Consider the following 13,065-nt stretch of genomic DNA (forward strand, 5'->3'; position numbering starts at 1 on the left):
CCGGCGGGTTTTTTTTATGCCTGGAGAAAATATGATTTATAACACCGGAACCATCAGCATCAACGGGAATACCGCAACCGGCACCGGGACGAACTGGACAGCAGCGGCGAGCCAGATTCGCGTGAGCCAGACCATTATTGTGCTCTCTAACCCGGTCCAGATGTTTCAGATTACCGCTATCAACAGTGGCACATCGTTAACCGTTACCCCGGCTGCTTCACCGGCACTGAGCGGACAGAAGTACGGCATCCTCGTTACCGACAGCCTCTCCGTCGATGGCCTGGCGCAAAGTATGTCGCAGCTCATTAACGAGTATGACGAGAACATTGGAGCATGGGAGACGTTCGCCAGCACCTCAGCGAACCAGCTTGTCACTGTGACAATCAACGGCACCAGCCTCAGCATTCCAGCCATCGGTGGCCTCGCCCGGAAAGGGGCAAACAGCGATATCACAGAGCTGAAAGGGTTAACTACAGCACTGAGCATTGCCCAGGGGGGAACGGGCGCAAAGACAGCCGCAGACGCTCGCACAAACCTCGGTTTAGGAAGTAGCGCTACACGCAATGCTTACAGCACATCCGGAGATATTCTTTCTGTAAGTGATTTTGGCATTGGATGCACTGTGAATAATCCAATACCTCTTGCTGGAACAGGTGTACTGCAAGAACATTACTCGACTGGTTTTTTCCGCCAGAATGGAACCTCTGGTTATGGGCTGTTTGCTGGTATCGGTGGAGGCACTCACTATAATCTAGGCAGCGTAGCATCAGTGATGTCGTACGTGAACTACACAAGAAACACAATGCAAGTAGCAAAAAATGTTGCAGGCGATATTTATGTCTATGAAATGTATGGAACCGGCAACACAACTAAATCCAGTGACGGTACACTCAAAGCGGCCTCGCCTGTCGCTCGCATAATTCATAGCCAGGAGGAATGTCAACGATCAGATATTGATGAACCGGGCTTTGAATGGTGCGGTTGTGGCACGGCGAATGCCGAAGCAGAGGGTATCAATGTTTTAAGGCAGGATACGGGAGTTTACCTGCTATCTGGTGCTGCTGGCTTAGCCTCCGAAGGGTGGCAACTTTTGGCACCGATGGACCCCGGTGGCATGGGGGAACTAGGAGTTGTCGAGGCTGAAGAAACTGAAAGCGGTAATATTATAATCCGCCTTTACAGGCGAAAATACATGCTCAGTGATGAAGGCGAAATAGTGAAAATAAAAGGCGAGCCCATCGACGTTCCGCCAAATAGCTGGATCGATGTCCGCCTTGATATGCCTGAAGACTCAATTTTTAATCAGAAATCACTTCGCATTTCTCAGGTATAGCTTTCTGTTTCTGATTCCAGATGCTGCTCTCAGACATTTCAACTCGCACGCTAATGAACTGGTCTTTCGGAATATCGATAGGTTCACCATTGGAGAGACCAGTAATTTCGTTACGAGCGAATGCTGGCGCAGCCGGGTGCGTTCTGTGATAAGTTTTTACCAGAATTGATCCATCGGCATTCACTTCGTAATCGAGCCAGATCAAGGGTTGCTTATTGCGATCAGTAGGGATATCAAAACCGCCATCTATGCCACACCATGCAGCGTCAGCGTTCAGGCCAGTGCAGCCCTCAATCAAATATTCTCCAGTTTCCAAGCGTGTAACGATACAACCTTCTGATTCATCATTTAATTCATATGAGCCATCAGCAAATATTTGCACTATCGGAGACGCCGCTTTCAGCGTTCCATCAGAGGCTTTCGTTGTATTTGCGGTTGTGTAGGCTTCTGCCCATGATTTTGTATCGCCCTGTGTCGACTGAAAAAAGACTCTCGGAAATGCTGCATAGCGAATTGCTATTCCAACATTATATGTTGGCGAAATTGCGTTATGAATATGTCCATACCCATATACTGGCTCCGGGTTAAAGCTATTACCTGAAGACATCCATGAAAAGCCACCCTTGTCCCTGTCATAATTTTGCGTAGATTGAGTTCCTAGGCCAAATGCCCCGACAATCATGACGTTCCCTCCCGCAGTTCCAGCATCCCTTGTAGCACTACTTCCTAAACCGACGTTTTATAGGTTGCCGTTCTGAATGATGATCGATACCGTCGCAAGATTTTTGGAAGAAAAAAGACGGTGAAAAAACATGCAAATTGGCTATGTCAGGGTGTCAACAAATGACCAAAATACAGACCTTCAAAGAAATGCTTTAGAACGCGCAGGATGTGAGCAGATATTTGAAGAAAAAATGAGCGGAACTGTGGCGAATCGTCCAGCACTTAAAAGGTTGTTACGTACCCTTCAGGAGGGCGATACCCTTGTGGTTTGGAAATTGGATCGCCTCGGTCGCAGTATGCGTAATTTGGTGCTGCTGGTAGACGAACTACGCCAGCGCGGTATTCACTTTAAGAGTCTCACGGACAGTATTGATACCTCTAGCCCGATGGGGCGGTTTATCTTCCACATAATGTCTGCGCTGGCTGAAATGGAACGTGAATTAATTGTCGAGCGTACCCGAGCAGGTTTGGCTGCTGCGAGAGCGAAAGGGCGTATCGGCGGGTGTAGACCTAAGTTATCACCTGAATAGTGGGCGCAGGCTAGGTTGTTAATTTTCAGTGAATGGATTTATGAGGCTTGATAAATGGGGTAAAAGAATGCAGAGTTAATTGATTTCCCCGTAATACTTCTTTAGCTTTAACTTTTGTAATTGAGCAGTTACTATAAGACAAACCTTAGACCTCGCTTACTTGCTAACTTTATGCTCACCTTATCTGAATTTTCTGCCATCTATGAGTCCCTGAGACGAGTTAGTGACACATGGGCAGATCTGTGGATTTGTCTGAGCGATCTGCCAATTGGTATAGGCGAATTGATTGGTCTACGCTATTCTTCGGTCAAAGGGGCTCGACTGTTTATTGAACATGGTAGAGATGGTGGCCGGAGAATTATAGAAATACCTGAAAATATACGGAAAATTATATACAGACGAAGGAAGAATAACCCTGAGGATATTTATATTTTTCAGAGTCACTCAAACAGGGTCGGTACAGCAAAAAAACCTGTAACAATCATTGCCTTTAATAGTGCAATCAAGAAATCTGCGACAGGAATCACTCATAAGATAGTGAGCAGTAGCAGCGCGAAACAAGTACAGTCATAGTTAACGTCGTTACTAACTGCAATGCTCCGATTGGTACTTATTCGGTCAGTATATAAATTCGGAGTGTTTTAGATTCAGGAGGTCTATATACGCTACCACTTGTCCGGGTTATTCGATGTGCTGACCCAAATTTTTGCCAGGCTAAATACCATTAAACCAAGAGTTACTGCCATGGCTGAACCGATTATAAATATTGTCATTGTGAGTCCTATCTGATTAGTGTCCTTATTTGACTCTTTGAAAACGTAAATGTTCACAATTGAAAAAATGAGTATAGTAGTTGCTAACGGAGAGTAAAGGATACCGTCGCCCATCATATGTAAGAACAGGCGGCGGCAGAGGGGCTGGTGTTCATGCCTTGGCTCGGGCAGAAACTGTATAAGTTTATAATGCGCTCACCACATATTTTGCGCGATTTTGGTTGCCGTACTGATGGCTTCAGCCGGTTCTTTGAATAATCGTGCGGTAGCCAGACCCCATCTCCCATCTTTGTGGATCATCAGAAAGTAGTCGGATAACTCCTGCTCTTCTCTAATTACGGCGAAGGTGAGCATGTCTGAAGATGGCGTGGGTAGGGTGTTTAAATCACCATATACACAGAGAGTGTAAGAGATAAGTCAAGCAGAATAAATATGGAAGGTCTCTTTCGCGCCACTATCAGGTACCCTACGGTTTTGACTAGGGCTTTGTCATGCTGATGATGACGGTCAGTTGACGCAGATTTAAAGAACTTTAACTAGTGGACGAGTGCCATGTAGCAAGGTTCTGAGGTAACTCGCCGAACTAGAACCAAGCGTAAACCTTCATGATCTACAACCAGAATGGAGTGTTGTAATACAAATTCATCTATGTTTTAAAATTGTTGGGGTCAGACAATACGTAAATTACTCCTTTTAATTTTGCCATTTTCCTCTAAAGATTCGGAAGGGCTTGCCGATAGTAAATTTAACGGCCCAGAGCCTACAGGTGGATGCCGTAAATTTTTATTACGACCAGTCAAACAGGAATTGTAACCATGGCACAAGTTATTAATACCAACAGCCTCTCGCTGATCACTCAGAATAACATCAACAAAAACCAGTCCGCGCTGTCTACCTCAATCGAACGCCTCTCTTCCGGCCTGCGTATTAACAGCGCCAAAGATGATGCAGCAGGACAGGCAATAGCTAACCGCTTCACCTCCAATATCAAAGGCTTGACCCAGGCGGCGCGTAATGCCAACGACGGTATATCTCTGGCACAGACCACCGAGGGCGCGCTATCCGAGATCAACAACAACTTACAGCGTGTGCGTGAACTGACCGTTCAGGCGACCACCGGCACCAATTCCGAATCAGACTTGGACTCCATCCAAGACGAGATCAAATCTCGTTTAGACGAAATAGATCGCGTTTCCGGTCAGACCCAGTTCAATGGCGTAAACGTTCTGGCTAAAGACGGTACCATGAAAATTCAGGTTGGTGCGAATGATGGGCAGACTATCTCTATCGACCTGAAGAAAATCGACTCCTCTACGCTAAACCTGACTGGGTTTAATGTAAACGGTAAAGGTGAAGTAGCCAATACTAAAGCAACGGCCGACGATCTGAAGCTTGCAGGTTATAAAGCTGGTAATACTGATGCTAACGGCGTTACTGTCTACACTAATGATGAAGGGAATGCTGCTGCAAAAGCATCAAATGTGCTGGCACAGATCACTGATGGCTCAACTATCACTGGGTTTGGTGGTACAGCAAACGGTTTAGATGCTGCCGCTACTACATACACATACAATTCCGCGACCAAATCATACAGCTTTGACGCAACTAGTGTTGATACATCGAAAGCGCTGAGTGTTATCAATCCAGGAGCGGGGGATGTCTCTCAGGCCACGGTGACCATTGGTGGTAAAGTGCAGAAAGTTAATATCTCCCAGGATGGTAAAATTACCGCTGCGGATGATAACGCCAAACTGTATTTAGATAAGCAGGGTAACCTGACCAAAACTAATGCTGGCAGCGATGCTGAAGCAACATGGGATGGTTTAACTTCTAACACCAATAAAGACACCGGCGCTAAAGTCGATACATCAATTAAAGTAACTTCCGGTGCGGCATCTGGCATGGAAGTGAAATATACTGGGAACCATGTTCCAACAACACAACAGGTAAATACTTCTACTATCACGGCGCATGGCGCTTTTGATGCTTCAATTAATATTGGCGGTACACCTACCGCAGTTAAAGTTGCAGCTGATGGTACGATCTCTGATGCAGCTGGCGCAGCTTTATACTTAGATAATACTACTGGCGCGCTCACCACTACCGATACAGGTAACACTGCCGCAACGTTAGATTCATTGGCTGCAAATGATGCTTCGGGTGGTGCCGTGGCCTCGACTCTCACCGTTACTTCAGGTGCAGATGCAGGCAAAGTTTATGATTCCATTGGGGGTACAGGCAATACTACCTTTACAGCTGAAAAATCGGTCGTTGAGGTTACTGGTGCACACATTAGCGCTGACGCTATGGCAAATGTTACTGATGGTCAGGCGTTTACTGCAAATATTAAAGTAGGCACAGTTTCCACCGCTTATGCTGTGGATGCTTCTGGCGATGTACAAACAGGTGGTAATGATGTTTTCGTAGGTGATAACGGTGCATTTACCGATACCGCTACTAAAACTCTTTATGCACAAAGCAATGGTGCTATCACCAACAGCACTGGCGGTACCATTTATGAAACTGCTGATGGTAAATTGACTTCTGAAGAATCTACCGCATCCACCTCTACTGCCGATCCACTGAAAGCACTGGACGATGCAATCAGCCAGATCGACAAATTCCGTTCTTCACTGGGTGCTGTACAGAACCGTCTGGATTCTGCGGTCACCAACCTGAACAACACCACCACCAACTTGTCTGAAGCGCAGTCCCGTATTCAGGACGCCGACTATGCGACCGAAGTGTCAAATATGTCTAAAGCGCAGATCATCCAGCAGGCCGGTAACTCCGTGTTGGCTAAAGCTAACCAGGTTCCTCAGCAGGTTCTGTCTCTGCTGCAGGGCTAATTTTGCACTACTGAACCGTAAAGCTCTGCACATGCAGGGCTTTTTAATCGAATGAATATAGCTGAAAATAGACGTCATATTCATTCGATAAAAAAGCCGATCATAATTTAAAATTGTATTTTCCAAATTGAGCGTGTATGGGTCCTCTTGTGATTAAGAAACAGGCGTTTAAATTTTTGCTTGAGCCGAATAAAAATCATATCAATGAATTTTTATTTTTCGCAGGTTCCTGTCGATTTGTATACAATAAAGGACTCGCTCTTATTAATGAGAATTATGATTCGGGTGGGAAATTCTTAAACTACAACCAACTGGCGTCAGAATTAGTTAATTGGAAAAATGAAGAGTGCCTTGCATGGCTAAAAATAGCTCCATCTCAGTGCTTGCAACAATCATTAAGGGATCTGGATAAAGCGTTTAAAAATTTCTTTTCGGGAAAATCACAGTACCCTCGATTAAAAAAGAAAGGTCGTAATGATTCTTTTAGAGTGCCATGCCAAAGAGTCAGGCTGGATCAAGAAAAACATTTGGTATCATTACCCAAACTAGGGTGGGTTAAGTATCGCAAAAGCCGAGAGATAACAGGGGTATTAAAGAACGTTACTATTTCAAGAAAGCTTGATAAATGGTATATAAGTTTTAATACAGAAGCAGTTGTTCCTGAACCCGTTCATCCATCATTTAGCAAAGCCAAAATTTTGCTAAATAATGAATGTATTGTGCAAATTACATCGAATGAGAGCCTGGTCGAGCAATTTACCAGCATGGAAGGTAATAAAAAACTAAGGAACCTTAATAATACACTAGGCAGAAAAGTAAAAAACAGCAGTAATTGGCTAAAAACTAAAAAGAAAATTGATAGCATAAAAGCAAGGTCAAGCAGGCGCAGACTGGATGCCTTACATAAAGTAACTACAGCAATATGCAAAAAACACGCTATTGTTGAGTTGGTTAATTTAACGGATTCTGTACCTGATAAAAGTAATGGTTTTGTAGGCATGGGTTATGAATTTGTTAGACAGTTAATGTATAAACAAGAATGGTTGGGTGGTCAGGTAATTCGGTTAGGCGATTAGCGTCGTTTATTAATGATTAAATAAGAGTTATATCCGTCTGTTTATATGACCTTAGATGAATTGCTGGCGGCAGGGCATGTCGTGTCAGTTTGTGGAGGGAGGTTATTTCAACTTCCGATGAAGCAAAAATCTCGGTTATTAGTACTGAGAATGTCAACGTCTGGTCAATACTTTGACAACAAGTTTGTGCACCTTTAATAAATCAGTCATCGAACGCTGCTTTAATATGACTGTGATTATATACAGCGCTTGCTGTGAAAAAAACAGCCCCGAGGCGAGTAGAGTGCAAAATGATGAAAGGTTTTTATTACCCTTAGTTACAAATAGAAAAACCCCAGGGTGTGAGATCTGGGGTTCTTTTAAAGTGCACGTGCATTTCACGTGCATATTTTTGTCTTTTCTCGGTCTGCCTGCTGTCTGGTCAGTGTCCGTAAGTGACTGTTTTTATTGCCGCTGTCCGGTTGCAGTCCTAACAAAAGTGGTGGAGCTGGCGGGAGTTGAACCCGCGTCCGAAATTCCTACATCCTCGGCACTACATGCTTAGTCAGTCTTTACATTCGCTTGCCAGCTGCGGACAGACACGCCACTAACAAACTAGCCTGATTGGTTTTAACGCTTCAACCCCAGGCAGGGCATCCACGCGATCTCTTTTGGGTTTGACCTCTCTTTGATCCCCGTCTTAAGAGCGGAAGCTAGGGAGAGAGGGCTCAGAGCAGGTTATTAAGCTGCTAAAGCGTAGTTTTCGTCGTTTGCGACTATTTTTTTGCGGCTTTTTACGAGGCAAACCGCCCCTCGGCATGCACCTTGGGTTTCGCAAATCCCGTCGAATCCAGAATCAGCCCCAATAGTGTTGCAGCAAGTATAACAGAGTTGCTATGCGCTCTGCCACCCCCCAGCATAAATACTCTGTGCCTGCATTCTGGGCAAAAATCCAGTGCCAACAGGCAGATAGTCGTTCATTTATCGCTCACGCAGCGCCTCTTTCGCCCGGTTAAACGGTTTGATCAGGTAGTCGACGATGGTTTTTTCACCGGTTTTGATGTCCACGGTGGCGATCATCCCCGGCACGATGGAGAAATGGTGCCCGGCTTTGTTCACCAGATAATCCTGGTGGGTGCGGATGAATACGCGGTAGTAGAAAACTTCCGGCTTGGCTTTGTCCTGGATGGTGTCCGGGGAGATGGTTTCTACTTCGCCCTCCAGCCCGCCGTAGATGGCGTAATCATAGGCGGTGATTTTCACCAGCGCGCGCTGGCCGGGGTGAATAAAGGCGATGTCGCGCGGCGAGAGTCGCGCTTCTATCAACAGGCGGTCGTCTACCGGGACAATCTCCATCAGGTCGCCGTTGGGCGGGATGACGCCGTTCAGGGTAGTGACCTGGATGTTTTTCACTATGCCGCGCACCGGTGAGCGGATGGTCAGACGGGTGACGGAGTCTTCGCGGCCTTTGATGATTGCCAGCAACATGTCGACTTCAGCGTTCGCCTTGGAGAGCGCCTCTCGCGCCTGCACGTAATATTGCGAGCGTAAATCCGTGAGTTTCAGGCTGAGGTCACTGCGCTGGCGTTGCAGGCGCAGCACTTCCACGTGACTTGCCGCACCGCTTTTTTCCAGCCGCTGGGTGATCGCCAGCTCTTTGTTAACCGAGACCATCGCGTCTTTAATCTCTGCTTCGGAGTCCGCCAGCTGCGCGCGGCGTGAGCGGTAGAGGCGGGTTTCGCTGGCGAGGAGATCGGGCCAGGCTTTCAGTGAGTCAGGGAAAACGAGAGGCTGGTCGTTCACCTCCGCATAAAGCCGGACGCTGGAGGCCAGCGATGCGCGATAGCGCGCGGCGCTTTCACCCACGTTGGACTCTGAACGCGTCGGGTCCATGCGGGCGACGATTTGCCCGGCCTGCACTTTGTCGCCTTCACGTACCATCAGTTCTGCCAGAATGCCGCCGTCGAGCGATTGTAAAACCTGCTCGCGCGAGCTGGGCACGACTTTCCCTGTGCCGGTCGAAACTTCATCGAGCGTGCCAAACCATGCCCAGATGCCGAGCAGTACGAATAACACGGTGCTGATAATAATAATGCGGCTGGCCCCGGAGAACTCACGTTCGCGGCTGATGTCCGGGTCATCCATCACCACATCATGCTGATTGGTTTTCATTTTTCCACTCCCGTCCGGTTGCCGGTGTGCTTATACGGTTACCGCCCAGCGCCTGCGTTTTGGGGGCATCCATCACAACTTGCCCATCTTTCAGCACCACCACGCGCTCCACCAGTTCGAGCACCGGTACGCGGTGTGTGGCAACAATCAGCGTGCGGTTGCCGAGCCACTGATTCAGCCGTTGAATGAACTCGCGTTCGGTGTGGTCGTCGAGAGATGCGGTGGGTTCGTCGAGCAGGACGATGTTGGGCGAGCGCAGCAGCATGCGCGCCAGCAGAATCGACTGCCGCTGGCCGCCGGACAGGCCTGCGCCGCCTTCCATAATCGGATGATCGAGACCTTTCGCCAACTGGCGCACAAAGCCTGCCGCGCCGCACACTTCAAGGGTGGCAAAGATGTCGTCATCGCTGGCGCGCGGTGCGCCCAGCATCAGGTTTTCGCGCAGGGTGCCGAAGAACAGGCGCGCGTTCTGGCTGAGCATGCCGACGTTACGGCGTAAATCGGCCATATCAATTTGGGCGATGCTCAGGGAGTCGAGCCGCGCTTCACCGCTTACCAGTTCAACGCCGCCCGCCATTGCCTGAAGCAGGGTTGATTTGCCTGCACCGTTACGCCCAAGCAGAGCGATCCGTTCGCCCTGTTGAATCTCAAGGCGGCTAATTTTGAGGGGCACGTTCTGATCGTCGTTGTGATAGCGAAACTGTGCGTTTTCAAAAAGATAGTGGCCGTGGAAAATATCGCGATGTACCACGCTGTCGTCGCGTTGGGTTTCCGTAGGAAGCTGCATAATGCTGTCGAGGCCCGATTTGGCGGCTTTCACCTGCTGCCAGCGCGCGAGTACGCCACAGAGAGTCGCCATTGGGGCGATCATACGCGATGCCAGCATCGACGCGGCAACGACCGCACCGGTCGTCATTTCGCCTTCGATCACCTTCGGTGCGCCAAACAGGATCACCGCGCTATAGACCAGGCTTTGCACGGTGATCCCCCAACTGATCAACCCCTGGGAGATTTGGCGAGTACGCAGGCCGGATTCGGCGGTAATGCGAATATAGCTGTTCCACTGTTGCAGGAAGCGGTTCTCCGCCTGCATCAGTTTGATATCTTCCAGCCCCTGAACGCTCTCCACCAGCACCGAGTTGCGCAGCGTTGATTCGTGCGCGGCCTGGTTGGCGAGCACCGCCAGCTTTTTCTGCAACAGAATACCCGGCAGCACCATCATCACGGCGGCGACGGGCGCGATCCACGCCAGTTGCGGCGAGATGATCGCCAGTACAATCACGAACAGGAAAAAGAAGGGCAGATCGACGATCGTCGAGATCGTCGAGGAGGTGATCATCTCACGAATCTGCTCCAGCTCGCGCAACTGCGAAATAAAGCTGCCGGTCGATCGCGGGATGGCGCTGTTACGCAGGCGCAGCGCGTGGCTGAACACGCGGTCAGAGACGCGCATGTCGGCGCGTTTGCCGAGCACATCCATGATATGTCCGCGCGCCACGCGCAGCAGAAAGCCGAAAATTACCGACAGCAGTACGCCGAATGCCAGCACATAAAGTGTCGGGTAAGACTGCGCGGGGATCACCCGGTCATAGACCTGCATTGAGAACACAATGCCGCCGAGCGACAGCACGTTCACCAGAAAGGCGGCGAACATCACCGGGCCATAGGGGCGGATGTCCTGCAATACCAGCGATTTCAGCCAGTCGGGGCGGAAGCGGGAAATATAGTTGTCGACCCGGCTATCGCGCATTGCGGAAAGCGGACGCAGGGCGGCGAGATAGTCGATTTTGCCGAGCAGTTCGTCCATCGACAGGCGGTTGATGTGCGAGGTGTCATCGACAAAACGCACCTCGACGGTGTTGTCGCCATCGAAGCGTTCGACGATCACCAGCTCGCCGTTATTCAGCGCGGCGACAACCGGAAGACGCCAGCTGTTAAGGGTTTGCGTGTTGGCTTCCAGCAGGCGAAATGACAGCCCGCCCTGACGAGAGAGCTGGGTCAGCGCGGGCAGCAGGCTTTTATCGTGAAACCACGGGGCATTGGCCTGAATGGTGCCCGGCGAGCAGGCGATGCGGTAGTGGTTGGCTATATGGCTTATCGCCAGCGCCCAGCGTTGCAGCGTCTGTTCGGTTAAAAAGGTGTCGGCGGTATCGGCGTTGTTCATGGCTGGATCTCCACTGACTGAATGCTGCGATTTTCCAGGCGGAACGCGTTGCGCAGGCGTCCGGTGTTGTAGAGGCAATTCAGCTCAAGCTGATGCAGCTGATTCAGGGTTTGCAGCTCGGAAAAGCGCGCCTGATACACTTCCTGCTCGGCGTTCAGAACGTCCAGCAGCGGGCGCGAGCCCAGCTCAAGATACTGCTGTTGATAGAGTTCGCGGGTGCGCGCACTGTACTCCTGCTGACGGCGCTGTACTTGTAAAGAGCTCATCAGGCTCATTACCTGACTTTGTGACTCCAGCAGTTTTTGCCGCACTTCAAGACGCACGCGCTGGATGGTCGCTTGCGCCGCACTTAACGCATAGTTGGCGGCATTGCGTCGGGCGGTCATTGCGCCGCCCTGGTAGATGGGCATCTCCACTTTCACCCACGCCGAATACTGCGTGCGATCCAGCACTTCATGGCTGGGATATTTGTCGTTGAGATAGTGTTGAACCTGCGGTTCCAGGGAGATAGTCGGCGTCATTTGCGCGTTGGCGTAATCGACATTGGCCTGCGCAACGTTCGTTTGCGCCCACGCCGCCAGCACCGATGGCACCAGGCGGTCGTCCGGTTGCGCGATATTGCAGCTTTGCGCCAGTTTGTCGGGGAAGTCGTTGCTGATGCCGTTGAGAGTATTCCAGCCGAGCCAGCTCATCAGCGTGGCCTCGGCGCTATCGCGCGTTGCCTGATACTGAATCAGTTGCGAGCGTGCGGACTCAATACGCGCGTCCGTTTGCACCGCATCAGACTGCGATGCAGCGCCTTCGTCGCTGCGCTGACGAATCAACCCGCCGATATGATTCAGCGCGGTGAGTTGCTCCTCGGCGACGTCCACCATTTGTTGCCAGGTTTGCACCTGCACCATGGCGACGGCGGTGCTGTAGCCCACGTTATCAATACTGACCAGCACGTTCGCCTGCTCTTGCGCAACGCCCGCGCTTTCGGCGCGCACCTGGCTTGCCACTTTGCCGAAGTCATAAAGCATCTGCGACAGCGACACCACCAGCGACGGGCTGAAACCGTGGTCGACATAGTTATTGGCGTAGCCGTTGTTCATGCCCGCGCTGATCTGCGGATAGTATTTTGATTTAGCGACGTCGACCTGCTCATTCTGCGCGAGCAGTTTGCCAACGGCTTCCTGAATAGAGGGATGCCAGCTCACCGCGCGATCGACGGCGTTATTTAGCGTTAATGTACCCGGCGCGGCAGGGTCGAGCGGCAGATCCACTTTGCCGGATAACGACGGTAGCTCCTGCTGTTCGTGTAATGTCTGCGAAGAGATAAAACGTGGCGTCTCTTCGGCGTGAAGGGCGGCTGAACAAAGACAGATCGCCAGCCCCCATGCGATAGGTGTTAACTTTCCCATTGTCGATCCCTTTCAAAATAGCGCAGGTGTATTTGTTATTACCCCGGGCGTCTTCGCGCCCGG

The 13,065-nt window shown here is 50.1% G+C and carries 7 protein-coding genes, 1 other RNA gene and 2 pseudogenes; 4 read left to right on the top strand and 6 right to left on the bottom strand.

Translation table 11 applies throughout. The features are described from left to right. Positions 1 to 31: 31 nt before the first annotated feature. Positions 32 to 1,333: a phage tail fiber protein gene (locus tag ACOXYR_RS03990; RefSeq protein ID WP_421356236.1), complete on the top strand. Its 1,302-nt coding sequence runs from the start codon at positions 32 to 34 to the stop codon at positions 1,331 to 1,333. Here ACOXYR_RS03990 and ACOXYR_RS03995 read toward each other — a convergent pair. Next, a pseudogene (locus ACOXYR_RS03995) lies at positions 1,299 to 1,775 on the bottom strand (phage tail fiber protein); the annotation flags it as partial. The gene ACOXYR_RS03990 and the pseudogene ACOXYR_RS03995 overlap by 35 nt on opposite strands. Before the next feature lie 370 nt (positions 1,776 to 2,145). Here ACOXYR_RS03995 and ACOXYR_RS04000 point away from each other — a divergent pair. Further along, positions 2,146 to 2,583 (top strand): annotated as a pseudogene (locus tag ACOXYR_RS04000) (recombinase family protein); the annotation flags it as partial. 668 nt (positions 2,584 to 3,251) lie between these two features. On the opposite strand, the gene ACOXYR_RS04005 reads toward ACOXYR_RS04000, so the two are convergent. Beyond that, positions 3,252 to 3,476, bottom strand: coding sequence for a YnaM/YnfT family protein (locus ACOXYR_RS04005; RefSeq protein WP_113857600.1), 225 nt, complete (start codon positions 3,474 to 3,476; stop codon positions 3,252 to 3,254). Between the two features lie 698 nt (positions 3,477 to 4,174). Here ACOXYR_RS04005 and ACOXYR_RS04010 point away from each other — a divergent pair. Together ACOXYR_RS04010 and ACOXYR_RS04015 are read left to right on the top strand one after the other, a co-directional pair. Next, complete coding sequence (locus ACOXYR_RS04010) at positions 4,175 to 6,208, top strand: flagellin N-terminal helical domain-containing protein (protein WP_113857599.1); 2,034 nt, start codon at positions 4,175 to 4,177, stop codon at positions 6,206 to 6,208. A gap of 149 nt (positions 6,209 to 6,357) precedes the next feature. Further along, complete coding sequence (locus ACOXYR_RS04015; RefSeq protein ID WP_113857807.1) at positions 6,358 to 7,284, top strand: RNA-guided endonuclease InsQ/TnpB family protein; 927 nt, start codon at positions 6,358 to 6,360, stop codon at positions 7,282 to 7,284. Between the two features lie 479 nt (positions 7,285 to 7,763). On the opposite strand, the gene ssrA is transcribed toward ACOXYR_RS04015, so the two are convergent. The 4 genes from ssrA to ACOXYR_RS04035 all read right to left on the bottom strand — a co-directional run bounded on the left by ssrA (position 7,764) and on the right by ACOXYR_RS04035 (position 13,002). Further along, positions 7,764 to 8,127, bottom strand: a transfer-messenger RNA (tmRNA) gene (gene ssrA / locus ACOXYR_RS04020). Positions 8,128 to 8,244: 117 nt separating this feature from the next. Then, positions 8,245 to 9,408: a beta-barrel domain-containing protein gene (locus tag ACOXYR_RS04025; RefSeq protein ID WP_108477044.1), complete on the bottom strand. Its 1,164-nt coding sequence runs from the start codon at positions 9,406 to 9,408 to the stop codon at positions 8,245 to 8,247. A gap of 7 nt (positions 9,409 to 9,415) precedes the next feature. Then, positions 9,416 to 11,599: a type I secretion system permease/ATPase gene (locus ACOXYR_RS04030; protein ID WP_421356235.1), complete on the bottom strand. Its 2,184-nt coding sequence runs from the start codon at positions 11,597 to 11,599 to the stop codon at positions 9,416 to 9,418. Next, positions 11,596 to 13,002 (bottom strand): TolC family outer membrane protein, encoded by a 1,407-nt coding sequence (locus ACOXYR_RS04035; RefSeq protein WP_108477024.1) that lies wholly within the window; start codon positions 13,000 to 13,002, stop codon positions 11,596 to 11,598. Before ACOXYR_RS04035 ends, ACOXYR_RS04030 begins: the two co-directional genes overlap by 4 nt. Positions 13,003 to 13,065 lie beyond the last annotated feature (63 nt).

The sequence above is a fragment of the Pseudocitrobacter faecalis genome, assembly GCF_965231525.1.
Classification (GTDB): domain Bacteria; phylum Pseudomonadota; class Gammaproteobacteria; order Enterobacterales; family Enterobacteriaceae; genus Pseudocitrobacter; species Pseudocitrobacter faecalis.

Excerpts from the sequence above, each read along its gene's own strand:
- ACOXYR_RS03990 (WP_421356236.1), top strand. The coding sequence starts at position 32 with ATGATTTATAACACCGGAACCATCAGCATCAACGGGAATACCGCAACC.
- ACOXYR_RS04005 (WP_113857600.1), bottom strand. The coding sequence starts at position 3,476 with ATGATGGGCGACGGTATCCTTTACTCTCCGTTAGCAACTACTATACTC.
- ACOXYR_RS04010 (WP_113857599.1), top strand. The coding sequence starts at position 4,175 with ATGGCACAAGTTATTAATACCAACAGCCTCTCGCTGATCACTCAGAAT.
- ACOXYR_RS04025 (WP_108477044.1), bottom strand. The coding sequence starts at position 9,408 with ATGGATGACCCGGACATCAGCCGCGAACGTGAGTTCTCCGGGGCCAGC.
- ACOXYR_RS04030 (WP_421356235.1), bottom strand. The coding sequence starts at position 11,599 with ATGAACAACGCCGATACCGCCGACACCTTTTTAACCGAACAGACGCTG.
- ACOXYR_RS04035 (WP_108477024.1), bottom strand. The coding sequence starts at position 13,002 with ATGGGAAAGTTAACACCTATCGCATGGGGGCTGGCGATCTGTCTTTGT.